Source organism: Roseicyclus salinarum (assembly GCF_029624655.1).
Lineage (GTDB): Bacteria > Pseudomonadota > Alphaproteobacteria > Rhodobacterales > Rhodobacteraceae > Roseibacterium > Roseibacterium salinarum.
Genome location: NZ_JARRSA010000005.1, coordinates 15,374 through 38,288 on the forward strand (window position 1 = coordinate 15,374; position 22,915 = coordinate 38,288).

Annotated in this window: 19 protein-coding genes; 7 read left to right on the forward strand and 12 right to left on the reverse strand. The window is 71.1% G+C overall.

Going from position 1 to position 22,915, the window contains the following annotated elements:
- Positions 1 to 42 precede the first annotated feature (42 nt).
- The 3 genes from P6F26_RS04345 to P6F26_RS04355 are packed head-to-tail and all read right to left on the reverse strand — an operon-like array spanning position 43 to position 2,170.
- A complete protein-coding gene (locus P6F26_RS04345; RefSeq protein ID WP_278027426.1) occupies positions 43 to 732 on the reverse strand; it encodes an FkbM family methyltransferase in 690 nt (229 codons plus the stop codon).
- A gap of 5 nt (positions 733 to 737) precedes the next feature.
- Complete coding sequence (locus P6F26_RS04350) at positions 738 to 1,202, reverse strand: DUF6446 family protein (protein ID WP_278027427.1); 465 nt, start codon at positions 1,200 to 1,202, stop codon at positions 738 to 740.
- Complete coding sequence (locus P6F26_RS04355) at positions 1,199 to 2,170, reverse strand: glycine--tRNA ligase subunit alpha (RefSeq protein WP_430736716.1); 972 nt, start codon at positions 2,168 to 2,170, stop codon at positions 1,199 to 1,201. The genes P6F26_RS04350 and P6F26_RS04355 overlap by 4 nt, the downstream gene beginning before the upstream one ends.
- Before the next feature lie 243 nt (positions 2,171 to 2,413).
- Here P6F26_RS04355 and P6F26_RS04360 point away from each other — a divergent pair, with 243 nt between their 5' ends.
- On the forward strand, positions 2,414 to 4,291 hold the full coding sequence (locus P6F26_RS04360; protein ID WP_278027429.1) for a trypsin-like peptidase domain-containing protein: 1,878 nt from the start codon (positions 2,414 to 2,416) through the stop codon (positions 4,289 to 4,291).
- A gap of 266 nt (positions 4,292 to 4,557) precedes the next feature.
- On the opposite strand, the gene P6F26_RS04365 is transcribed toward P6F26_RS04360, so the two are convergent.
- The 3 genes from P6F26_RS04365 to P6F26_RS04375 form a co-directional block, all read right to left on the reverse strand.
- Positions 4,558 to 5,109 (reverse strand): fasciclin domain-containing protein, encoded by a 552-nt coding sequence (locus P6F26_RS04365; RefSeq protein WP_278027430.1) that lies wholly within the window; start codon positions 5,107 to 5,109, stop codon positions 4,558 to 4,560.
- A gap of 146 nt (positions 5,110 to 5,255) precedes the next feature.
- Positions 5,256 to 6,002 (reverse strand): anti-sigma factor, encoded by a 747-nt coding sequence (locus P6F26_RS04370; protein ID WP_278027431.1) that lies wholly within the window; start codon positions 6,000 to 6,002, stop codon positions 5,256 to 5,258.
- Entirely contained in the window at positions 5,999 to 6,541 is a 543-nt protein-coding gene (locus tag P6F26_RS04375; protein ID WP_278027432.1) for a sigma-70 family RNA polymerase sigma factor, read from the reverse strand. The genes P6F26_RS04370 and P6F26_RS04375 overlap by 4 nt, the downstream gene beginning before the upstream one ends.
- A 153-nt stretch (positions 6,542 to 6,694) precedes the next feature.
- Here P6F26_RS04375 and cobS point away from each other — a divergent pair, with 153 nt between their 5' ends.
- The 6 genes from cobS (at position 6,695) to P6F26_RS04405 (ending at position 14,025) form a co-directional block, all read left to right on the forward strand.
- Entirely contained in the window at positions 6,695 to 7,681 is a 987-nt protein-coding gene (cobS, locus tag P6F26_RS04380) for a cobaltochelatase subunit CobS (RefSeq protein WP_278027433.1), read from the forward strand.
- 83 nt (positions 7,682 to 7,764) lie between these two features.
- The gene (locus P6F26_RS04385; protein WP_278027434.1) at positions 7,765 to 8,223 is read left to right on the forward strand and encodes a thermonuclease family protein; all 459 of its coding nucleotides are present in this window, start codon (positions 7,765 to 7,767) and stop codon (positions 8,221 to 8,223) included.
- A 48-nt stretch (positions 8,224 to 8,271) separates the two neighbouring features.
- The gene (locus tag P6F26_RS04390; RefSeq protein ID WP_278027435.1) at positions 8,272 to 9,210 is read left to right on the forward strand and encodes a threonine/serine dehydratase; all 939 of its coding nucleotides are present in this window, start codon (positions 8,272 to 8,274) and stop codon (positions 9,208 to 9,210) included.
- A 184-nt stretch (positions 9,211 to 9,394) separates the two neighbouring features.
- Positions 9,395 to 11,269 carry a cobaltochelatase subunit CobT gene (gene cobT / locus P6F26_RS04395; protein WP_278027436.1) on the forward strand — a complete coding sequence of 625 codons (1,875 nt, stop codon included), beginning with the start codon at positions 9,395 to 9,397 and terminating at the stop codon, positions 11,267 to 11,269.
- A 462-nt stretch (positions 11,270 to 11,731) separates the two neighbouring features.
- The gene (locus P6F26_RS04400; protein ID WP_278027437.1) at positions 11,732 to 13,540 is read left to right on the forward strand and encodes an aminopeptidase P family protein; all 1,809 of its coding nucleotides are present in this window, start codon (positions 11,732 to 11,734) and stop codon (positions 13,538 to 13,540) included.
- A gap of 143 nt (positions 13,541 to 13,683) precedes the next feature.
- Entirely contained in the window at positions 13,684 to 14,025 is a 342-nt protein-coding gene (locus P6F26_RS04405; RefSeq protein WP_278027438.1) for a DUF427 domain-containing protein, read from the forward strand.
- A gap of 37 nt (positions 14,026 to 14,062) precedes the next feature.
- On the opposite strand, the gene P6F26_RS04410 is transcribed toward P6F26_RS04405, so the two are convergent.
- From P6F26_RS04410 to ftsZ, 6 genes are all read right to left on the reverse strand, one after another.
- Positions 14,063 to 15,118 (reverse strand): hypothetical protein, encoded by a 1,056-nt coding sequence (locus P6F26_RS04410; RefSeq protein WP_278027439.1) that lies wholly within the window; start codon positions 15,116 to 15,118, stop codon positions 14,063 to 14,065.
- A 71-nt stretch (positions 15,119 to 15,189) separates the two neighbouring features.
- Positions 15,190 to 16,878, reverse strand: a complete 1,689-nt coding sequence (locus tag P6F26_RS04415; RefSeq protein WP_430736717.1) for a chloride channel protein — start codon at positions 16,876 to 16,878, stop codon at positions 15,190 to 15,192.
- A gap of 301 nt (positions 16,879 to 17,179) precedes the next feature.
- Positions 17,180 to 18,835, reverse strand: coding sequence for a DNA repair protein RecN (recN, locus tag P6F26_RS04420; RefSeq protein ID WP_278027440.1), 1,656 nt, complete (start codon positions 18,833 to 18,835; stop codon positions 17,180 to 17,182).
- Positions 18,836 to 18,898: 63 nt separating this feature from the next.
- The gene (locus P6F26_RS04425) at positions 18,899 to 19,798 is read right to left on the reverse strand and encodes an outer membrane protein assembly factor BamD (RefSeq protein WP_278027441.1); all 900 of its coding nucleotides are present in this window, start codon (positions 19,796 to 19,798) and stop codon (positions 18,899 to 18,901) included.
- Positions 19,799 to 19,959: 161 nt separating this feature from the next.
- Positions 19,960 to 20,877, reverse strand: coding sequence for a UDP-3-O-acyl-N-acetylglucosamine deacetylase (gene lpxC / locus P6F26_RS04430; protein WP_278027442.1), 918 nt, complete (start codon positions 20,875 to 20,877; stop codon positions 19,960 to 19,962).
- 322 nt (positions 20,878 to 21,199) lie between these two features.
- On the reverse strand, positions 21,200 to 22,861 hold the full coding sequence (gene ftsZ, locus P6F26_RS04435) for a cell division protein FtsZ (protein WP_278027443.1): 1,662 nt from the start codon (positions 22,859 to 22,861) through the stop codon (positions 21,200 to 21,202).
- Positions 22,862 to 22,915 lie beyond the last annotated feature (54 nt).

Below are 22,915 nucleotides of genomic sequence, written 5' to 3' on the forward strand. Positions count from 1 at the left end.
AGAGAACAGCGCGACACGCCCGCGATTGTTCCGCGGTCCGGCTCAAATCCAGTCGAGATTGACGCGCGTGACCGGATGCTCGGCGGCCAGCGCGGCGCGCAGGGCGGCAAAACGCGGGCGCAGGGCGCGGAACTTGCCCTCGTGGGTCTCCGCCACCGTCAGGCGCACCAAGTCGAACAACCGTTCCGCGCGCATGTGCTCTAGGATGGCAAGCTCGGCCCCCTCGATGTCCATCTTGAGGACCGCGACCTCGCCCGCGCGGGACGCGGCCGCGCGGATCATGTCGGGAAGCGACAGCACCTCGACGTCGATGGCCGTCCCGGGCCGCGTGTCGATCCGGCGCCCGCCCGCGACGAGGGTGGACCGCACCGAGCCTGCGGCGGGATTGTCCTCGAAGGCCGTGGCGCGCATCAGCGCGGCCCGGCCCGCCGTGACGCCGACCGCGGCATCGTGGAGGATCACGTTCGCCCGGCCCGCCATCCGCCGCGACAGCCGCGCGAAGGCGTAGGGGTCGGGCTCGAAGGCGTGGACCGTGGCGCCGGTCATGGCGAGGGGTTCGGTCACGTCTCCGACATTCGCGCCGCAATCGAACACGACGTCGCCAGGCTTCAGCATGGACAGGACGCCCTGCATCAGGCCACGGGCGAAGGCCGCGCGCTGGTTGCGGGCCTGCCGGCGCTTGAGCTTGTCGAGGGTGGCCCGCAGCGCCTCGGCGTCGTCGGGGGGGTGCAAGGCCGCTACTGCTCCAGCGTGCCGTTGAGCTGCTGCCACGCGTAGGCGCGCCCGTCGGGGTAGATGGCGATGACCCGGTCCACGCCGCGATGGATCTCGCGTTCCGACAGGATCGCCCGCGCCGCGCCCGACGCGAGGTCGCCCGCGATCGCCTCGGCATCGAAGCAGTCGAACCAGCCCGGCGCGACGAGCGGCGTCGCGTCCTCGTAGTCGGCCGCCAGCGCCGTCGCCTCGCGGTCCGCGTCGCCGATCGTGAAGCAGGCGCGATAGCTGATCGGAGACGTCCAGGTGGTGACGCCCTCGAAGCCGCGCGGCTCCAGCGGATAGATCTCGCCGACCGGGGACATCACGAACAGGTCGCCGACCTCGACGGGCTCGTAGTAGGCGCGCGTCTGGAACCACCACATCGCCCCCGCGAAGACCGCCGTGATGCCGACGATGACGGCGACGAGCCAGCGGCCCGAGGTCATGCGGAGGCGCCTTCGGCCGTCCAGCCGCCCGCTTCCGTCGCCACGAAGGCGTCCGCGCAAAGCTTGGCGAGCGCGCGGACGCGCCCGATATAGGCCTGCCGCTCGGTGACCGAGATCACGCCGCGCGCGTCGAGCAGGTTGAACAGATGGCTCGCCTTGATGCACTGGTCGTAGGCGGGATGGGCCATGACGATGCGCTTGCCGGTCTTGGGGTCGTCCTGCGGGTGCTCGAGGATGCGGCGGCACTCGGCCTCGGCGTCCTCGAAATGACGCAGGAGCATCTGGGTCTCGGCGGCGTCGAAGTTGTGGCGCGAATATTCCTCCTCCGTCTGGCGGAAGACGTCGCCGTAGCTCAGTGCGATCGGGGCCGAGGGGTCGTTGAAGGGCATGTCCATGACGTGGTCGATGCCGAGCACATACATCGCCAGCCGCTCGAGGCCGTAGGTCAGCTCGCCCGAGACGGGGTGGCAGTCGTGGCCGCCGACCTGCTGGAAGTAGGTGAACTGCGAGACCTCCATCCCGTCGCACCACACTTCCCAGCCGAGGCCCCACGCGCCGAGCGTCGGGCTCTCCCAGTCGTCCTCGACGAAACGGATGTCATGCAGGCCGGTGTCGATGCCGATCGCCTCGAGGCTGCCGAGGTAGAGGTCCTGAAGGTCGGGCGGGCTCGGTTTGATGAGAACCTGGAACTGGTAGTAGTGCTGCAGGCGGTTGGGGTTCTCGCCGTAACGCCCGTCGGTCGGGCGGCGCGAGGGCTGGACGTAGGCCGCGGCCCACGGTCTGGAGCCGAGCGAGCGCAGGGTCGTGGCGGGATGGAACGTGCCCGCGCCGACCTCCATGTCGTAGGGCTGCATGATCGCGCAGCCCTTGGCGCCCCAATAGGCCTGCAGCCTCAGGATGATCTCCTGGAAGCTTCGGGGCCGCCCGGCGGGCGTGGGGGTGACGCTGGTCTCGGTCATATCGTGCATGTCCGCGGGTTCGAGGGCTGGTCGGGTCGCGACCTCATTAGGACGCGTCCCTCCAAGGGTCAATCGCGGGCCGTGCCCGCCGCAACGCGGCGATGGTCGCACACGGGCCACAACGCGGGGCCGACCGGGGCAAGCCGTCTGGCGCAGGGGTGGCGCGCTCTGCTAACGTCACGGCCGACGGCGAGGCGGTCCCGGCAACGGCGCGCGCTTGGAGCAGTGGTTGAAAAAGACGGGATATTCGAAGTGATCGTTCAAAGCATTCACCGGGGCCTCGCGGCCCTGACGCTGACCCTTGTGCTGGTCATGGCGCTGGCCGTCGGGCCGGCGCGGGCGCAGGCCCCGCAGGACAGGGTCTGGATCCAGATCGAAAGCTACGCGAGCCTCGGCAACACCGAGGAGCGGCTTCGCGCCTACACGCCGCAGTTCGACAACGTGAACGGCTTCAACGCGGGCGGCTTCTACGCCATCACGCTGGGGCCATACGCCCCGGACGAGGCCGAGGACGTCCTGGCGCGGCTGCGCGCCGAAGGGCGCATCCCCGCCGACAGCTTCGTGCAGGGGCGCGCGGCCTTCACCTCGCAGTTCTTCCCGATCGGCGAGGACCGGCTGGACGGCGGCCTTCCCGCCCCCGCGGTCGCCGAGGCCGTCGCGGCGGCCGAGGACGCGGTCGAAGAGGCCGAGATCACGGTCGAGACAATCGAGGAGGCGTCCCCCGACGCCGTCGCGCCGGACGCGGTGGCCGAACTTCAGGCCACCTCCGCGCCCGAACCCGTCGCGCTGCAGGACGAGACCGTGAACGAGGCCCGCCAGAGCGAGGCGCAGCTGACGCGCGAGGAACGCGACGAGCTTCAGATCGCGCTGCGGTATTTCGGCTTCTACGACGGGGCCATCGACGGCGCCTTCGGTCCCGGCACCCGCGGCTCCATGACCGACTGGCAGGTCGCGCGCGGCCTCGAGCCGACGGGCGTTCTGACCACGCGGCAGCGCGCGCGCCTGCTGCAGGAGTACAGCGACGAGCTGGCGAGGCTCGGTTACGCGATGGTGCGCGACGACGAGGCCGGCATCGAGGTCGTGCTGCCCCTGGGCATGGTGTCCTTCGAGGACTACAACTTCCCCTTCGCCCGCTACACCGAGATCAACGACAGCGGCCTCGACGTCTACCTGATCAGCCAGCCGGGCGACCGCGCGACGCTGTTCGGGCTATACGAGATCATGCAGACGCTCGAGATCGTGCCGCTGGAGGGCGCGCGCGAGCGGCAGGGCGACAGCTTCCTTCTGACCGGCCGGAACGCCACCCTGCGCAGCCACACCGAGGCGCGCGTCGTGGGTGGCGCGGTCAAGGGCTTCACCCTTCTCTGGGGCCCCGAGCGCGACGAGGACGTGCAGCAGATCCTGCCGCGCATCCGCGACACGATCAGCTATCTCGGCGGCGCGCTCGACCCTGCCTTCGTGCCCGAGGACGCCAACGAGGACATCGACCTCGTGTCGGGCTTCGACGTGCGCCAGCCCGAGCTGCTTCGGTCGGGCTTCTTCATCGACGCCGCGGGCGCCGTCCTGACCACGACCGAGGCCGTTGACGGCCCGGATGGAAGCTGCGGCCGCATCCTGATCGACAACGCCTATCCCGCGTCCGTCGCCTACCGCGACGACCGGCTTGGCCTTGCGGTCCTGCGCCCCGAGCAGGCGCTGGCGCCGCTGGACTTCGCGCGGCTGGCCGAGGCGCCGGGCCGCCTGCGCGGTGAGGTCGCGGTGGCGGGCTTCCCCTTCGGCGGCGCACTGTCCTATGCCTCGACCGCCTTTGGCACGCTCGCGGCGCTGGAAGGCGTCAACGGCGAGGACTGGATGCAGCGTCTCGACGTGACGACCGCCGACAGCGAGGCCGGGAGCCCCGTCCTCGACATGACGGGATCGGTGCTTGGCATGGTGCTTCCGGGCGACGCCGGCGGCCGCGCGCTGCCCGACGAGGTCACGCTGGCCCTCGGTGCGGGCGCGCTGCGCGAGGCGCTGGCGGCGGCGGGCGTCGCGTTGCCGGCGGCGGCGGGCAGCCAGGCCGCGCTGAATCGCGACCAGATCGCGCGCCTCGGCGCCGACATCGCGGTGCGGGTGAGCTGCTGGAACTGACCGGCCCCGAGGGCCCCCGAACGACGCGAAGGCCGGGCTAGCTGCCCGGCCTTCGCGCGTTCTGCTTCGTTGATGGTGGGTCCGGACGGGCGCGACGGCGCATTGGGAACAGGGGTGGCCCGCGGAAACTTCGGACCATGCGCCGCCGCCCGGAGGAGATCGGCCCGACGCGCCTGAATGACGGCGCGTCCCGCCCGGCCCCGTCCGACCGTCCCGAGCGCCCCGGGGTAACGAGGGCAGGAACGGCCGAAACCGGGTCTTTGCGATCAGGCGTCGGGCAGCAGGACGGTGTCGATCACGTGGATGACGCCGTTCGACTGGGCCACGTCGGCCTGCGTCACGGTGGCCGTGCGGCCCTGCTCGTCCTCGATCATGATCATGCCGTTGCGCATGGTCGCGGTGAACGTGCAGCCGCCGACGGTCTCGATCGGATGCGCGCCGCCGTCATCGGCGATCATGCCCGCGATCGCGTCCGAGAAGGCCTGCGCCGCGACGACGTGGCAGGTCAGGATCTCGGTGAGGCGGTCACGGTTGGCGGGCCGCAGAAGCGCCTCGACCGACCCTTCGGGCAGCGCGGCAAAGGCGTCGTTGGTCGGCGCGAACACCGTGAAGGGGCCTTCGCTCGCGAGCGTCTCGACGAGGCCCGCGGTCTGGACCGCGGCGACGAGCGTGGTGTGGTCGGCCGAGTTCACGGCGTTCTCGACGATGTTCATGTTGGGATACATCGGCGCGCCGCCCACCATCGGGACGGATTGCGCGATGGCCGCGCCCGCGACAAGGGCTGCGACGGCGGTGGTGGTGAATGTCTTGCGGAACATGAGATTTCCTCCGGGTTGGTTCGCTTCATGTCCGCCACCCGTTCGGGGCGGCGATGCACGAAGCCACGGAAGGACGCGCACCGAGGTTTCAGACTTGGCGTATTTTTTCGCGAATTTCTTGCAAGTTCCTGAAATGCCGCTCGAAATCAGAGCGCGACAAGCTGCCCGGCGGCCAGGATCGGCCCCGTGGGCGCACCCGTGGGCGAGCCGCCTTCCGGCTCCTCGGAGATCGCGACCGTCGCGCCGGCCTCGAACAGGGCCGCGACCTCCGGAGACGGGACGAACGTTGTCAGCGGCTCGTCGGACAGAAGGCCCAGCGAGATCGGCGGCGTGGCCGCGTCCTGCACCAGCCAGACCTCTTGCGCGCGGCCCGGCACCGGGCCACCCGCGACGCGCAGCACCCTGAGCGCGCCGCCCGGCTCGCGGGTGACCGCAAGCCCGAGGCCCGAGCCTTCGACGGGGACGAGGTGGCTCATCAATATGGTGCCGGGCGGGATGCCGGCGGGCGGTGCGGGCGGCGGTGCGGCGGGTTGCTGCACCATCAGGAACACGGCAACGGCCGCCACGCCGGTCGCGGCCAGCGACAATCCCCGCCAGAACGCCAGCCGGTCCCAGAACGGCGTGCCGTCCGCGCGCGCGTCGCGGGTGCCGAACAACTCCGCCTCGATCCCCGCCTTGACGCGTGCGGAGGGCGCGACCTCCGCGGTCTCCTCGTCGGCGAGGCTGGCGAACCGCGCCTCCCAGCCGCGCACGGCCGCGACCAGCGCGGGCTCGCGCGCGAGCCGCGCCTCGAAATCGCGCAGCGCCTCGCCCGTCAGAAGCCCCAGCGCGTATTCCGCGGCAAGGACGTCGCTGTCGGGCGTCTCGGGCGTCATGTCGGGGCCGTCGATCATCGCGACAGGCACTCCCTCAGGCTGATCAGGCTGCGCCGCAGCCAGGTCTTCATCGTGTTGAGCGGCACGGAATTCCGTTCCGCCATTTCCGCGTAGCTGCGCCCCTCGAGATAGACCGCGCGCACCGCCGCCGCGCGATCGGCCTCCAGTTCGGCGAGGCAGCTCTGGATGCGCCGCGCCTCGCTCGCCGCGATGGCGGTCGCTTCGCCGTCGAGGCCGGGCGCGGCCACGGGCGCCACATCGTCGAGCGCGTCCGTCTCGCGCGGGGCGGCGCGCAGCCGGTCGATCGCGGTGTTTCGCGCCACCGTGATCAGCCACGTCATCGGGCTGTGACCCGTGACCTTGTAGCGATCGGCGCGGTTCCAGATCTTCACGTAGACATCCTGCAATGCATCTTCAGCGGCACCCCTGTCGTTCAACACACGAAGACAGATGCCCAGGAGTTTCGCGGAAGTTGCATCATAGAGGGCGGAAAACGCATCCCTGTCGCGCAGGGAGACCCGCGCGATCAGCGCCTCGATGTCGTCCTTTCCCTGCACGCCAAGCCCCTGCAACGGATCGCAATCGCGATTCCCGCCGGCAGAAGACCACGGTCCGCGCACAGTTGCCAGCCCGCCCTTCCCCTTGCGGCTCCGGGCGATATGTTGCATCCCCACCTAGTCCGACACCTCTCCAGACAACCCGAGGACCACATGGCCGATGGCAGCTTGAACATGGACGCGAAACCGACCGAGGAGCTTTCGGTCCGCGAGGTCTTCGGGATCGACACGGACATGAAGGTCAAGGCCTTCGCCGATCGCACCGACCGCGTTCCCGAGGTCGATTCGACCTACAAGTTCGACCCCGACACCACGCTCGCCATCCTTGCGGGCTTCGCGCACAATCGCCGCGTGATGATCCAGGGCTACCACGGCACCGGCAAGTCGACGCATATCGAACAGGTCGCGGCCCGGCTCAACTGGCCCTGCGTGCGCGTGAACCTCGACAGCCACATCTCGCGGATCGACCTGATCGGCAAGGACGCGATCAAGCTGCGCGACGGCAAGCAGGTGACGGAATTCCACGAGGGCATCCTGCCCTGGGCCCTGCGCAATCCCGTCGCCATCGTCTTCGACGAATACGACGCCGGCCGCGCCGACGTGATGTTCGTGATCCAGCGCGTGCTGGAGCATGACGGGAAGCTGACGCTTCTCGACCAGAACGAGATCATCACCCCGAACAGGTATTTCCGCCTCTTCGCCACGGCCAACACCGTGGGCCTCGGCGACACGACCGGCCTCTATCATGGCGTGCAGCAGATCAACCAGGCGCAGATGGACCGCTGGAGCCTCGTGGCGACGCTGAACTACCTCAGCCACGACGCGGAGACGGCCATCGTGCTGGCCAAGAACCCCCATTACAACACCGAGAAGGGGCGCCGGCAGATAAGCCAGATGGTGACGGTGGCGGACCTGACGCGGACCGCCTTCATGAACGGCGAGCTTTCGACCGTGATGAGCCCGCGGACCGTGATCAACTGGGCGCAGAACGCCGAGATCTTCCGCGACATCGGCTATGCCTTCCGCGTGTCGTTCCTCAACAAGTGCGACGAGCTGGAGCGCCAGACCGTCGCCGAGTTCTACCAGCGCTGCTTCGACGAGGAACTGCCGGAAAGCGCCGCGTCGATGAGCGTCGGGTGACGCGCGGCCAGCATCGCCGCTAAGCCTAACAAAAGACAAAAAAATCTCTCGACGCTGCCATTCCGGACGGTGAACGTGCGGCCATGCCGTTTCTCAGACTCGCACCGGTCCTTGCCCTGTTGCTCGCCCTGCTGGTGGCGTCCTGCTATGCCGTCGGGCCGCAGAACAACGTCCAGGGCCATGGCGCCGCGATCCCCGAATGCGACGTGACCTACGTGATCGACGGCGACACCGTCGAGATGATCTGCGTCGGGCTGGGCGAGATCCGCGCGCGCCTCGCGGGCTACGACGCTCCCGAGGTCTTCAGCCCAGCCTGCCCACGCGAGGCCCGGCTGGGGCGCGAGGCGACCGAGCGGCTGAGCGCCCTTCTGGATGCCGCAAGCAGCGTCGAGCCGCGCTTCGACGGCATGGACCGCTACGGACGCCACATCGTGCGCATGGACATCGACGGACGCGACGTGGCCCGGACCATGGTCGCCGAAGACCTCGCTGTGCCGTTCCCCTCGGGATCGCGCCCGGACTGGTGCGGCGGGCGGGGGTGACGCGCCGGGCGTGTTGACGCCGGTCGCGCCCGCGGCCAAGGTCCCGCCATGCTGACACCCACGCCCCACGACATCGACGCCGCCGCCGCCCGCATCGCGGGCCGCGTCCGCGTCACGCCGATCCTCGAAGTGGAGGCCGAAGCCTTCGGCCTCCCATGCCCCGTGACCTTCAAGCTCGAGCACACGCAGATCACGGGCTCGTTCAAGGTGCGCGGCGCGTTCAACAACATGCTCTCGCGCGAGGTGCCGGAGGCGGGCGTCGTGGCGGCCTCGGGCGGCAACCACGGCGCGGCCGTGGCCCACGCGGCGACGTCGCTGGGGCACCGGTCGCGCATCTTCGTGCCGAAATCCATCGCCAAGGAGGAAAAGCTGCGCCGGATGCGGCAGTTCGGCGGCGAGGTGATCCTGACCGAGGGCACCGTGGCCGACTGCATGTCGCAATATGCGCAGGCCGCCGAGGACAGCGGCGCGCTGTCGGTGCATCCCTACGACACGGAATGGACGCTGGCGGGCCAGGGCACCGTGGCGCGCGAGTTCGAGGAGCAGATGGGCGGCATCGACACCATCCTCGTGGCCACCGGGGGCGGCGGGCTGATCGGCGGCATCGCGGCGTGGTTCGGGGACCGGGTCAACGTCGTCTCGGTCGAGACCGAAGGGACCGACACGCTCGCCCGTTCGCTCCGCGAGGGCCCGGACGTGGCGATCGAGGCGACGGGCATCGCGGCGGGCTCGCTGGGCGGCCCGCGCCTCGGCGTGCAATCTTGGGACGTGATCCGCGACCGCGTGAAGACCGCGCTCGTTCTGCCGGACGAGGCGGTCTACGAAGCCGCACGGAAGCTCTGGGAGGCGACGCGCCTCGTGGGCGAGCCGGGCGCGGCGGTGGCGCTCGCGGCGCTGACGTCGCGGGCCTACGTGCCGCAGAAGGACGAGCGGCTCGCGGTCCTTTTGTGCGGCGGCAACGCGGATGTCGACTGGTTCATCGGCTGAGACCGGTGCGCGGGTCCACCGGGAGACATCGCGGCGAGCTTAACGACGGCCCCTTCCCGCCGCCCGATGACGCCGCCTCACTGATGCGGCGTCGCGCCGCGCGGTCCGGCGCATGTCGCGATTGCAGCGCCCTTGCGCGCCGTCCCACCTTGCCCTCGGCCCCGCCGCGCGCCACATTCCGCACATGAGCAAAACGCCCAACGACAACCCCGCCGAACCGTTCAAGAAGGCCCTCGCCGACGCGACGCGCGTTCTCGCCGACGATCCGGACCTCGCCGTCAGCTATTCGGTCGATCCGCCCGGCCTGTCCGGTGATTCCGTGCGCCTGCCCCAGATCAGCCGCCGCATGACGCGCGAGGAGGTGCTTCTGGCGCGCGGCACCGCCGACGCGCTGGCGCTGCGGCACCGCTACCACGATGCGGGAACGGCGGCGCGCTACGCCCCCTCGGGCCCCATGGCGCGCGACCTGATGGAGGCGATGGAGACCGCCCGCTGCGAGGCGGTGGGCGCCCGCGAAATGCCGGGCACGGCAGGCAACATCGACGCGCGGATCGGGCACGACGCGCGGCGCAAGGGCTACGGCGAGATCCGCGAGGCCGCCGACGCGCCCCTGCCCGTCGCCGCGAACTACCTGATCCGGCACCTCGCCACCGGCCGCAAGCTGCCGCCCGAGGCCGCCAACGTGATGGAGCTTTGGCGTGGCTACATAGAGGACCGCTGCGGCGGCACGCTGGAGGACCTCGGCGACGTCCTGACGGACCAGGCCGCCTTCGCCCGCTTCGCGCGCCGGATGATCGACGATCTGGGCTACGGCGACCAGCTGGGCGACGACCCCGACGAGATGGACGACGAGGGCGAGGACGAGGGCGCTCAGGAGGAACAGGAGCAGCCCGACTCCACCGGCGAGGACGACAGCCAGGAAGAGGACGCCGAGGCCAGCCCCGAGCGCACCCAGGAAGAGCAGCAGGACGCCTCGCAGGCGCAGGTCGAGATGGACGACAGCGCCGACATGGAGGACGCCGACGAGCAGGAGCTGCCCGAGGGCGAGGCGCCCATCGAGCCGCCGCCGCCCGCGCCGCATTCCGAGGCCGATCCGGGTTACACCGTCTACACGACCGAGCACGACGAGGAAATCGAGGCGCAGGACCTTGCCGAGCCGCAGGAGCTGGAACGCTTGCGCGCCTATCTCGACCAGCAGCTCGAACCGCTCAAGGGCGCGGTCAGCCGGCTCGCCAACAAGCTTCAGCGCCGCCTTCAGGCGCAGCAGAACCGCAGCTGGGAATTCGACCTCGAGGAGGGGATCCTCGACGCCGGACGGCTCGCGCGGGTGGTTGCCAACCCCACGACGCCGCTGAGTTTCAAGGTCGAGAAGGACATGGAGTTCCGCGACACCGTCGTGACGCTGCTGCTGGACAATTCGGGCTCCATGCGGGGCCGCCCGATCTCGATCGCGGCGATCTGCGCCGACGTGCTGGCGCGGACGCTGGAGCGCTGCGGCGTGAAGGTCGAGATCCTCGGCTTCACCACGCGGGCCTGGAAGGGCGGGCGCGCGCGCGAGGAATGGCTGGCCGCGGGCCGCCCGCAGCAGCCGGGACGCCTGAACGACCTGCGCCATATCATCTACAAGCCCGCCGACGCGCCCTGGCGGCGCGTGCGCGACAACCTCGGCCTGATGATGAAGGAGGGCCTTCTGAAGGAGAACATCGACGGCGAGGCGCTGGAATGGGCGCATCGGCGGATGCTCTACCGGCCCGAGGCGCGCAAGATCCTGATGGTGATCTCGGACGGGGCCCCGGTGGACGATTCCACGCTGTCGGTGAACCCGGCGAACTATCTGGAGAAGCACCTGCGCGACGTGATCGCCATGGTCGAGAAGCGCCGGGCGGTGGAGCTTCTGGCGATCGGCATCGGCCACGACGTGACGCGCTACTACCAGCGCGCGGTCACGATCACGGATGCCGAACAGCTTGCCGGCGCCATCACCGAGCAGCTCGCCTCGCTGTTCGACAGCGACCCCAGGGCGCGGGCGCGCGTGATGGGGATGAAGAAGGCGGGCTGAGGGGCGCCGGGGGGGTTCGGCGACCGGCGCGAGACCGTCCGGCGTACCCGCGCACGGCGCCCGGTGGATGCCTCCGGCGGGAGTTTCAAGGCAAGGATGAAGCGGGGCGGGAGCGCCCCATGTCCGCTTCGCGCGGCCCGGCCATGACCGCCCATGCGGGGACAGCCGGCGACGGCGGGCCGAGCCCCTGGGGCCGGTGGCCGCGCGAGGTCCGGGCCGCCGCGACGAGGGCCGGGGCGGCCAAGGGACAGCCGCTTGCGTGGATATCTGCGACGTCCCGATCCGCCCGGCCACGCCGTTCCATCCGGGCGACATCGCCGTTGCTCGACCAGCCGTCAGCCACGGCACCACGGCCCGCGAGAGGTATCGGCACAGGCGTCGCAGGATGCGCGCGCGGCGTCGGTGGACAATCCGGCGGGGCCACGGCAGTCTCCCCGGCGAGCGACCAGGGGATCACCGCAGATGTTCCAGAGTTTCAAAGCCCGGACCCGTCCCGAGGACGGCCCGCCGAGGGTGGCCGCGCTGCGCGCGGAGATGGTCCGCGCAGGCGTGGACGCCTTTCTCGTGCCGCGGGCGGACCGTTTCCAGGGCGAATACGTAGCCCCCCGCGACGAGCGCCTCGCGTGGCTGACGGGGTTCACCGGATCGGCGGGCTTTGCCGTGGTCCTGGCCGAGAGCGCGGCGATCTTCGTCGACGGGCGCTACCGGGTGCAGGTCCGGGCGCAGTCGGACATGGACACGTTCACGCCCGTCGACTGGCCGGAGACGAAGCTGGAGACCTGGCTCGCCGACATGCTGCCCGGCGGCGGCGTGGTGGCCTACGACCCGTGGCTGCATACCGCGGCCGAGATCGAGCGGCTCAACGGTGCGCTCGGGCGCCGGCAGATCGCGCTGCGGCCCGAGGCCAATCTCGTGGACCGCATCTGGACCGACCGTCCCGGCCCGCCCGAGGCGCCGGCGCGGTCCTGGCCCGAGGCCTACGCGGGCCTGAGCGCCGAGGCGAAACTGGCGGCCGTCGCGGGAGATCTGGCCGATGCGGGCGAGGACGCGGCCCTCGTCACCCAGCCCGACAGCATCTGCTGGCTTCTGAACCTGCGCGGCGGCGATGTCGGCCACACCCCGCTTCTTCACGCGATGGGCCTCGTGCATCGCTCCGGGCGGCTCGACCTGTTCGTGGCGCCCTCGAAGCTCGCGGGGATCGGCCTTCCCGAAGGCGTCACGGCGCATCCCGAGGAGGACTTGGCCGCGCGGCTCGCGGCGGCGACGGGCCTGGTGCGCGTCGACCGCAATTCGGCCCCTCAGGCGGCCGTGGACGCCCTGTCCAAGGGCACGGCCGAGGTCGTGGCCGGCAGCGATCCCTGCCTTCTGCGCAAGGCCCGCAAGCACCCCGCCGAGATCGCCGCCACCACCGAGGCGCATCTGCGCGACGGCGCAGCCTTCGCGCGATTCCTGCGCTGGTTCGACGAAACAGCGCCCGGCGGCGGCCTGACCGAGATCGACGTCGTGCGGGCGCTGGAAGGGTTCCGCGCCGAGACGGGCGCGCTCAAGGACATCAGCTTCGACACAATCGCGGGCGCGGGCCCGCATGGCGCGATCGTCCACTACCGCGTCACCGAGGGCACCAACGCGCCGGTTGTGCCGGGACAGCTCTTCCTGATCGATTCGGGCGCCCAGTACGAGGACGGCACGACCGACATCACCCGCACCCTGCCCGTGGGCGACGTCGGCGAGGAAGAGCGGACGGCCTTCACCCAGGTCCTGCGCGGCATGATCGCGATCCATCGCGCGCGGTTCCCCAAGGGGGTCGCTGGCGCGCATCTCGACGCGCTGGCGCGCGCACCGCTCTGGGCCGCGGGGCGCGACTTCGATCATGGGACCGGGCACGGCGTCGGCGTCTATCTGGGCGTGCACGAGGGGCCGCAGCGGCTTTCGCGGGTCTCGACGGTGCCGCTCGAACCGGGCATGGTCCTTTCGAACGAGCCGGGCTATTACCGGGAAGGCGCGTTCGGCATCCGCATCGAGAACCTCGTCGTGGTGACCGAGGCCCCGCCCCTTCCGGGCGGCGACGCGGCAAGGCGGATGCTGGCCTTCGAGACCCTGACATGGGCGCCCATCGACCGGCGCCTGATCCGGGCGGGATTGCTCTGCGCCGAAGAACGCGCATGGCTCGACGCCTACCACGCGGGCGTGGCCGAACGCATCGCGCCACGGCTCGACGCGGCGACCGCGGCATGGCTGAGAGAGGCCACGAGACCGCTCGGAGGCGACTGAACGAGGGCGCGGGTCCACGGGCGCGCGCGTCCAGGCGGGCGAGAACGTGCGTGACGGTGACACGGCTTCGTCACGGAACCCCGCCAGACGGGTGCAGGAAAAACACGGAAGGGCCCGGACATGCGGGCCGGAAGGGAGGGAAGATGGCAGACCATATCAAGATCAGGAACGCGTCCGGGAAATGGGTCGTGCGGGCCGGCGGCGCCATCGTGGGGGAGTCCTCGAACGCGCTGGAGCTCACCGAAGGCACCTCGCCGCCCGTCATCTATTTTCCGCGCGACGACATCGGCATGGCCTTCCTCGAGAAATCGGAGTCCAGCACGCGCTGCCCGCACAAGGGGGTGGCGACCTACTACACGGTCTCGACGGCCTCGGGCGACATCCCCGACGCCGCATGGTCCTACGAGGACCCGCTCGAGGGCGTATCCGAGATCAAGGGCTACCTCGCGTTCTACGGCGACAAGGTCACGGTCGAGCAACTCTGACCAAGGCCGCGCCGGGGCGCCTTTCCGGGCCCCCGGCTCAGGGCGCGATCAGCGCGGCCAGCGTGCCGTTGTCGCGCGCCCGCACAAGCGCCGCGAGCGCCTCGTTCGACGCCGCCTCGTCCTCGCCCCACCCGCCCTCGACGGCCAGCACGAACCCGGGCCGCGGCCCCGGCAGGTCGAGGATCGCGGGCTCCCGCGACCAGCGCGCCAACATGCTGCCGCCCCAGCGCTGCCCGATCCGCTCGGCGATGGCCCGGGCATCCGTGCCGGGCCGGAACGTCAGGCCCACAAGCGCCACCTCCGCGCGGCGGTCGACGACATCGGCGAAGAACACGCCCGTGGGCGCCGGGTCCGGCCACCCCCCGAGGCCCGCGCCGGCCGGATCGAGCCTCAGGCGCAGGGAGACGAGCCGCCCGTAGCGGCGCACGGCCGCCTCCAGCCCCGCCAGCGCCTGCGCCACCTCGGGACGGTCCGCCAGCGTCGGGCCCCCGCCCCCTTGCATCGCCTCGATCTGCGGCCAGCCGGTGGCCCAGAGCGCCCGGTCGCCTTCGACCGAGACCCGCAGCGCGAGGCCCTCGGCCCCGCCGAAGGGCATTGTGGGGTCGGAGCGGCCCGGTTGCGCCTCGTGGTCGGCATCGCCCTCCCAGAACAGGGTCCGGCCGTCCCGCGCCGAGACCTCCAGGCCGCGCCCGAACAGCGCGCCTCGCAGCCGCATCTCGGAGTCGGGAAACAGCTCGTGCACCCCCATCCGCACCGGCGGGGCCGAAACCTCGAGCGCATGGACCCAGTCCCGGTAGCCGAGCGCGAGGGCCTCTCCGCCGCCGGCGGCGAGCGCCTGCGCCTGCGCGGGGGGCGCGGCGCGCATCGCCGCGTGTTCATGCGCCCAGTCGTCGGCGGGCCATGCCGGGTTGCCGTTGCGCGCCACGCCGCGCACCGCGTCGCCGTTGCCATAGGCGATGCCGAGAAGCGGCGCGTCCGGCGGCACGGCAGCATCGGGGATCATCCGCAGCATCTCGGCGAGCCGTCCGGTATCGGCCGCGGCCGCAGGCGGCAGGAACGGGACAAGTGCCATGAGCATGACGATCGCGCGCATGTGCGAAGCCTAGTCAGGAGCGAGGCGGCCTGACAACCCGTCGCGACGCACGGGTTTTCGCCCTCGCCCGCTCAGGAATGCTCCTCGGCCGCCGTGGCCGCGAGCGCCTTGTTGTAGGCTTTCAGCGCGTCGACGTGGAACAACGCACCCTCCAGCGCCGGGGGGCCGTCCCCGGGCGCAAGCTGAACCACCGGCACGAAGTCGAGGCCGGTGCGCTCGAAGATCGGCAGGGCGCGTTCCAGCGTGGCGTTGGTCTCGGTGTAGACGCCCTGCTCGACCAGCGTCAGAAGCTTGTCCTCGGGCGCTGCGTTCTCATGGTCCATGGGGCGCATAACGCGGCCCACGCGGAACATCGCGAGCAGGTAGGCCTGCGGACCGGCGGCGAGGTGGATGTTGCGCCGCTCGAGCTGCGTCAGGAAGAAGGACCGGTGCACCAGCCGCGAGGCGAGGGCGGTCGAGATCGACACCGCCACCATCACCGCAAGCCCGGTCTGCCAGTCGCCGGTCAGCTCGAACACGATCAGCGTCGTCGAGATCGGCGCGCCCAGGACCGCCGCCGCCACCGCGCCCATACCCGCCAGCGCATAAAGCGACTGCGACCCCGACACGTCCGGCATCAGGGCCGTGGCGATCAGCCCGAAGGCCAGCCCCGCAAGCGCCCCGATCATGAGCGAGGGCGAAAACACACCGCCGCCCATGCGCCCGGCGATGGTGATCGACGCCGCCGCCGCCTTCACGATCGTGAACACGATCGCCTCGTGCAGCAGGAGCTGGCCGGTCAGCGCGGCGCTCGTCGTCTCGTAGCCCACGCCGATGATGTGCGGAAACCACACCGCGATCGCGCCCAGCATCAGCCCCGCCGCCGCCGGTCTCAGCCAGCGCGGGATGCCCGTCGCGCGCTGGATCAGCGTGCCCATGTCGTCCGCCCAGAACGTGGCGCGCATGAACAGGACGGCGATCAGCCCCGACAGAAGCCCGAGGATCACGAATGCGGGCAGCTCGACGTAGAACTGCAGCGTGCCCTCCTCGATCAGGCTGAACTCGGTCACGCCGCCGAATTCCAGGCGGTTGATCACCGTGCCCGCCGCCGAAGCGATGACGATCGGGGCGAAGGCATGGACCGCGAAATGCCGGAGCACCACCTCCAGCGCGAAGAGCGCGCCCGCGATCGGCGCGTTGAAGCTGGCCGAGACGGCCGCCGCCACGGCGCAGCCCAGCAGGTCGCGCCCGGTGACGCCGTCGGCCCGGATCCAGTCAGAAACGCGGCTGGAGATCAGGGCGGCGAGGTGCACCACCGGACCCTCGCGGCCAGACGAGCCGCCAGACCCCAGCGTGATCATGGAGGCCAGCGCCGAGGCGAGCCCCGCCCGCGTCTCGACCCGCCCGTTGTCGAGCGCCGCGCCCTCGATCACGTCGGCCACCGAGCGCACGCGCGCGTCGGGGGTGAACCAGTGCAGGATCAGCCCCACGATCAGCCCGCCGCCCACCGGGATCAGCAAGATCAGGTACCACGGCAGCCCCTCGGCGAAGCTGTGCATCATCCGCACGTCGTCGACGCCGTAGAGCGCGTGCTGCAGCGCATCGATGCCCTTGCGGAAGAACAGGGCGGCAAAGCCAGCCGCGATGCCGATGCTCAGTGCGATGAACCAGAACGTCACCTGGCTCGGGCCCTTTTCGCGCAGGACCTGCCAGCCGCCGACCCAGGCCGCGACGATCCCGTCGATCTGGTCCTGCAAGACGCCTCGGCGCTTCTCGGCCACTTGGCTTCGCCTTCCCTCCGGGCGCGATCGCGCCGTGCGCGCCGGCCTCCCCCGATGGCGCCGGACCGCATCCCGGCCTAGTGCACCCGCGCAGGGCTGGCAACCCCCGCGCGCGGGGGGCGGGATCCGGCCGGCGATGTCGGCGCGATCTTCATCCTTGCGAAAAACTCCGGGGGAGACGCCGGCGCCGCCCCGGCGGTGGCGGCGTCGGGGGCTGGCCCCCGGCAGGCGCGGGCGAACGGCTCCCGGTCACGTCTCCCGGTTTCGGGACCCGAGGCCGCGCCTTCCCACTCCCAGCCCCTCAGGCGGCCCCTTGCAAAAGCGCCCGCGCGGCGGCGCGCGCCTCGTCGGTGATCCTGTCCCCCGACAGCATCCGCGCGACCTCGTCGATCCGCGCGTCGGGATCCAGCGGCTCCACCCGGCTGAGGGTCATGCCCTCCCTCACGGCCTTGGCCACGCGCCAGTGATGCGCCCCCAGCGCCGCGACCTGCGGCGAGTGCGTGACCACCAGGACCTGCCCCCCGTCGGCGAGCGCGGCCAGGCGCCGTCCGACGGCATCGGCCGTCGCGCCGCCCACGCCGCGGTCGATCTCGTCGAAGATCATCGTCAGGCCGCTGTCGTCGCGCGTCAGGCAGACCTTCAGCGCCAGCAGGAAGCGCGACAGCTCGCCCCCCGACGCGATCCGGTTGAGCGGGCCCGACGGCGCGCCGGGGTTGGTCGCCACCGTGAACGTCACGGCATCGGCCCCCGCCGGCCCCGGATCGGCAGGCGCGATCTGGGTCGAGAAGACCGCACGCTCCAGCTTCAGCGGCGCAAGCTCCTCGGACATCGCCGCGTCGAGACGAATGGCGGCCTCGGCGCGGGCCGCGGTCAGGCGCTCGGCCGCCGCCGTCCAGGCACGCACGGCGCTGTCATGGGCATGACGCAGATCGCCGATCTCCTCGGCCCCGTGGTCGAGCACCGAGAGCCGCGCGTCGAGGTCCGCGCCGAACGCGGCGAGGTCGTCGGGCACGATCGCGTGCTTGCGCGCCAGCGCGCGCAACGCGAAGAGCCTCTCCTCCGCCTCTTCCAGCTCAGAGGGGTTGAAGACGAGCGCCTCGGCGAAACGCTCCACCTCCGATTGCGCCTCGCCCAGTTCCACCAGCGCGCGATCAAGCGCAGCGAGCGCCGCGTCGAGGCCGCCCTCCGCCCGGTCGGCCGCGCCGTCGAGCCAGCGGCGCGCATCGCCGATCTGCCCCTCTGCGCCCTCGCCCGAAAGCGCGGCTGCGGCCCGCACCACGTCGGCGCGCATCTTCTCGGCGGCCTGCATCAGGCGGCGCCGCGCGTCCAGCTCGGCCTCCTCGCCCGGCCGCGGCGCCAGCGCGCCGATCTCGGCGGCGGCGTGGCGCAGGAATTCCTCCTCGCGGCGCATCTCCTCCAGGCGCGCCTCGGCTTCGGCGAGCGCCCGGCGCGTCTCGGACCGCGCGCGCCATGCCTCGGCGACCTCGGCCCGGAGCGCGCCCAGCCCGCCGAACTCGTCCAGCATCGCGCGGTGGTTCCTGGGGTCGAGCAGCCCGCGGTCGTCCTGCTGGCCGTGCAGCTCCACGAGAACCTCGGACAGCGCGCGCAGGACGTCGCCCGACGCGCGGCGGTCGTTGACCCAGGCCGTCTTGCGGCCCTCCGCGGTGTTCACCCGCCGCAGGATCAGCTCGTCGCCGCGCGGCAGCCCGGCCTCCTCCAGCACGGACTGCACCGGGTGGTCGGAGGCCACCTCGAAGACCGCCACCACCTCGCCCTGCGCGGCCCCGCTCCGCACGAGGTCGGCGCGCCCACGCCAGCCCAGCACGAAGCCGAGCGCATCGAGCAGGATGGACTTGCCCGCGCCGGTTTCGCCCGTCAGCACGTTCAGGCCCGGCGAGAAGCCGAGTTCCAGCCGGTCGATGATGAGAAGGTCGCGGATGTCGAGATGCCGGAGCATGGACGCACCTTTAGACCGGCCGGGCGGCGATGCAAGGGCCGCCCGCCCCGGCCGTGATCCGGGTCAGAGCCAGTCGCCGCGGACCGTCTGGTCCCAGACCTCGCGCAGCCAGCCCTCGCCCGCCGCTTCGGCGGAAAGGCCGCGGCCGGTGAGCTGGCGGAAGGCGTCGTCGTAGAACGGCGAGCCGCGGAAGTTGTAGCCGAGGATCGCGCCGGCTGTCTGCGCCTCGTCCGTCAGGCCAAGCGCGAGATAGGCCTCGACCAGCCGCAGGAGCGCCTCGGGCGTGTGGCTGGTGGTCTGGAATTCCTCGACCACGATGCGGAACCGGTTGATGGCCGCGGTGTAGTGCTGCCGGCGGAGGTAGTAGCGCCCGACTTCCATCTCGCTTGCGGCGAGCTGGTCGAAGGCCACGTCGAAGCGCAGAACCGCGTCCTGCGTGTAGTCGCTGTCGGGATAGCGCTCGATCACCGTGCGAAGCGCCTGAAGCGCGTCGATGGCGATGGACTGGTCGTTGCCGATCTGGTCCATCTGGTCATAGTAGCTGAGCGCGATGAGATACTGGGCGTAGGCCGCGTCCTCCTCGGCGGGGTAGAAGTCGAGGTAGCGCTGCGCGGCGCTTCGGCTGTTCTCGTAATCGCGGTCCTGATGATAGGCGAAGGCCGCCATGATCAGGGCGCGCCGCGCCCAGTCGGAATAGGGGTGAAGGCGCTCGACCTCGCCGAAAAGCTCGGCCGCGCGGTCCGGACGGTCTCGCTCGAGCTCGAATTCGGCCTGCCGGTAGATGGTCTCGGCGTCAAGCTCCTCGAGCGGGGCCTGCCTGTCGCGCGCCGCGAACAGCCCGCCGCCGCCGCCGCCGAACATTCCGCCGCCATCACCGCCGCCGCAGCCCGCCAGAAGGCCCGCAAGAGCCACCGCGCCCGTCCAGCGCGCCCATGTCCTGCCTGCCGATGCTGCACGCTGCATGTGATCCATCCCCGCTCGTCTCGCGTCGCGACCCATGGGTGCGCTCACCTCGCGGCACCCGGTCGGAGCGGTCCTAGCACAAAGTTTTTTGGTGCAAAACGCCTCATGTGCGGGCAGGCCGCCATGGGCGGGCCGGGACGCGCCTGGGCTGCCGCCCGCGATCACGCGACGTGGGCGAGATCGCCGGCGTTGACCCCGACGCCGGGCAGGCCCGCGGCCTGCTGCGCGTTGCATTCGACGAACCGCACCGCGCCCGGCGTGGCGAAAAGCCGCCGCAGGAGCCGGTTGGTCAACATGTGACCCGCCCGCACGCCGCTATAGCGCGCCAGAAGCGGCGCACCGGCGAGGGCGAGATCGCCAAGCGCATCGAGCATCTTGTGGCGCACGGCCTCGTCGGCGTGGCGGAAGCCGCCGGGGCTGAGGACGTCGGCGCCATCGACGACGACGGCGTTGTCGTAGGTCCCGCCAAGCGCGAGGCCCGCCGCGCGCATCGCGTCGACGTCGGCCTGCCGGCAGAAGGTGCGGCTGTCGCAGTATTCGCGGACGAAGCGGCCATTGGCGAGGTTCGCGACCCGGCGCTGTCGGCCGATCGCGGCGTCGGCGAAGTCGATTGCGAAATCCATCTCCAGCCCTTCGGCGGGCGACAGGCTGGCCGATGCCTCGCCCTCGGTCACGGTGATTTCGCGCAGGACGGCGATGGCGTGGATCGGAGCGTCCTGACGCTGGATGCCGGCATCGAGGATACCGCGCACGAAAGGCGCGGCGGAGCCGTCGAGGATCGGGACCTCGGGCCCGTCGAGTTCGACGAGGGCGTTATGGATGCCGCAGCCCGCAAGCGCGGCCATCACGTGCTCGACCGTCGAGACCGAAGCGCCGCTGTCGCCGTCGAGGCGCGTGCACAGGCGGCTTTCGGGGACACGGTCGTAGCGGGCGGGGATGAAAGGCGCACCGGGCAGGTCTATGCGGCGGAACCACAGGCCCATGTTCGCGGCGCGCGGCCGTATTGTCATCCGCACGAGGCGCCCCGTATGGAGGCCCACGCCGGTGAAGCTCACGTCAGTCCTGATCGTCGCCTGCATCTACTCACCCGCTGTCCCAGTATCCCCGTGCCGCGTCTCGTGCCCGAAACCGCCCCGGCCGTGTGTGTCCGGCCATTCGGCGATCTCAAGGCGCGCGGGCTTTCGAGGTTGGCTCCGACCGGCGCTTCCGGCCTGAACCCGCAGTTACGGGCTACAGGCAGGCGGCAACAGTGACAATTCAACGATTATGACGTCTTGCAACATTGCCGACCGGGTTCGGCAGAAACCCGCCGACTTACTCACAGAATCAACCCAACTCGCTGATCCAAAACGAAAAGGGGCCGGCGATGCGCCGGCCCCGAAGTGTCGATTGTTACCGCGATCAGTTCGCCTGACGACGCAGGAATGCGGGAATTTCGATCCGCTCCTGGTCGGGATCCACGGCGGTGTCGTCGTCCCGCGCCGGGATGTGGCTCTGCGGCGGCTGCCCCGAGAAGCTCGGCGTGCGGCGCGTGACGGGCGAGGTTCCCTCGTCCGCGTGACCGGTCATCCGGTTGATCAGGTTGTTGATCCCGAAGCGCGCCTTGCCGTGCTGCTGCGGCTGCTCGCCCTGCGTGCGGGGCTGATGGGCCTGAGCCTCGGCGCGGGGCGTCTCGCGCTGGATGGCGTCGCGAAGCCGGGACAGCGCCTCGGGCGTGGGCGATCCGCCGGCCTTGGGGGCGACGAAGGCCCGCTCGCCATGCTCCTCGCGTGCGGGGCCGCGCTCCTGCGAGGCCGAGGCCGCGGGAACCGGACGCACGGGCGCCTGCGGCACCGGGCGGTAGGCCGGCGGCGGAACGGCATCCGAGGCCTGCTCGGGCTCGAAGAGGTCGTCCGGGGACGCCTCGTCCGCGAAGGTCTCGAACAGCGACGGCTCCGGCGCCTCGGACGCCCTGCCACGCTCGGGCGCGGGGGCCGGGGCGGGTGCGGGGGCCGAAGCGGCTGCCGGCTGCTCGTCGACCGCTTCCCCGGTGCGGGAGCGGTTGCGCAGCGCGGCGGCGCCGTAGATGTCGCGGTGCGGCTCGCTGGCCTCGGCCGAGACGTCGATGCCGGTCGCCACGACCGACACGCGCATCTTGCCTTCCATCTTCTCGTCAAGCGTGGAGCCGACGATGATGTTGGCGTCCGGGTCCACTTCCTCGCGGATGCGGTTGGCGGCCTCGTCGAGCTCGAACAGCGTCAGGTCGTAGCCGCCGGTGATGTTGATGAGCACGCCGCGCGCGCCCTTCAGGCTGATCTCGTCCAGAAGCGGGTTGGCGATGGCCTTCTCGGCGGCCTGCAGCGCGCGGGTGTCGCCATCGGCCTCGCCCGTGCCCATCATGGCCTTGCCCATCTCGTTCATCACCGCGCGGACGTCGGCGAAGTCGAGGTTGATGAGGCCCGGACGCACCATCAGGTCGGTCACGCCCTTCACGCCCTGGTAGAGCACGTCGTCGGCCATCGCGAAGGCCTCGGTGAAGGTCGTCTTCTCGTTGGCGAGCCGGAACAGGTTCTGGTTCGGAATGATGATGAGCGTGTCGACGACCTTCTGGAGCGCCTCGATGCCCTCGTCGGCCTGGCGCATCCGCTTGCCGCCCTCGAACTGGAACGGCTTGGTCACGACGCCGACCGTCAGGACCCCAAGCTCGCGCGCGGCCTGCGCGATGATGGGCGCCGCGCCGGTGCCGGTGCCGCCGCCCATGCCGGCGGTGATGAAGGCCATGTGCGCGCCGGCCAGATGATCCACGATTTCCTCGATGGATTCCTCGGCCGCGCTTGCGCCGACCGCGGGCCGCGCGCCTGCGCCAAGCCCTTCGGTCACGCGGGCGCCCATTTGGATGCGTCCCGGCGCCTTGGACTGCGCGAGGGCCTGCGCGTCGGTGTTCGCGACGACGAACTCGCAGCCCTCGAGGCTCTGGTCGATCATGTTGTTGACGGCGTTGCCGCCGGCCCCGCCCACGCCGAAGACGGTGATGCGCGGTTTCAGTTCCTGCCGCGTGTCGGGCATGGTGAGATTGAGTGTCATCGCTCTGTCCGCCTGTTGCCCCGGTTTGCCCGGTTCATTTCAGATGTGGCCCAC

Coding starts and splice junctions, on each gene's coding strand:
- P6F26_RS04370 (WP_278027431.1), bottom strand. CDS start 6,002: ATGATCGACGGCCCCGACATGACGCCCGAGACGCCCGACAGCGACGTC.
- P6F26_RS04385 (WP_278027434.1), top strand. CDS start 7,765: ATGCCGTTTCTCAGACTCGCACCGGTCCTTGCCCTGTTGCTCGCCCTG.
- recN (WP_278027440.1), bottom strand. CDS start 18,835: ATGCTCCGGCATCTCGACATCCGCGACCTTCTCATCATCGACCGGCTG.
- P6F26_RS04405 (WP_278027438.1), top strand. CDS start 13,684: ATGGCAGACCATATCAAGATCAGGAACGCGTCCGGGAAATGGGTCGTG.
- cobS (WP_278027433.1), top strand. CDS start 6,695: ATGGCCGATGGCAGCTTGAACATGGACGCGAAACCGACCGAGGAGCTT.
- lpxC (WP_278027442.1), bottom strand. CDS start 20,877: ATGCAGGCGACGATCAGGACTGACGTGAGCTTCACCGGCGTGGGCCTC.
- P6F26_RS04365 (WP_278027430.1), bottom strand. CDS start 5,109: ATGTTCCGCAAGACATTCACCACCACCGCCGTCGCAGCCCTTGTCGCG.
- P6F26_RS04410 (WP_278027439.1), bottom strand. CDS start 15,118: ATGCGCGCGATCGTCATGCTCATGGCACTTGTCCCGTTCCTGCCGCCT.
- cobT (WP_278027436.1), top strand. CDS start 9,395: ATGAGCAAAACGCCCAACGACAACCCCGCCGAACCGTTCAAGAAGGCC.
- P6F26_RS04425 (WP_278027441.1), bottom strand. CDS start 19,798: ATGCAGCGTGCAGCATCGGCAGGCAGGACATGGGCGCGCTGGACGGGC.
- P6F26_RS04390 (WP_278027435.1), top strand. CDS start 8,272: ATGCTGACACCCACGCCCCACGACATCGACGCCGCCGCCGCCCGCATC.
- P6F26_RS04400 (WP_278027437.1), top strand. CDS start 11,732: ATGTTCCAGAGTTTCAAAGCCCGGACCCGTCCCGAGGACGGCCCGCCG.
- P6F26_RS04355 (WP_430736716.1), bottom strand. CDS start 2,170: ATGCACGATATGACCGAGACCAGCGTCACCCCCACGCCCGCCGGGCGG.
- P6F26_RS04350 (WP_278027427.1), bottom strand. CDS start 1,202: ATGACCTCGGGCCGCTGGCTCGTCGCCGTCATCGTCGGCATCACGGCG.
- ftsZ (WP_278027443.1), bottom strand. CDS start 22,861: ATGACACTCAATCTCACCATGCCCGACACGCGGCAGGAACTGAAACCG.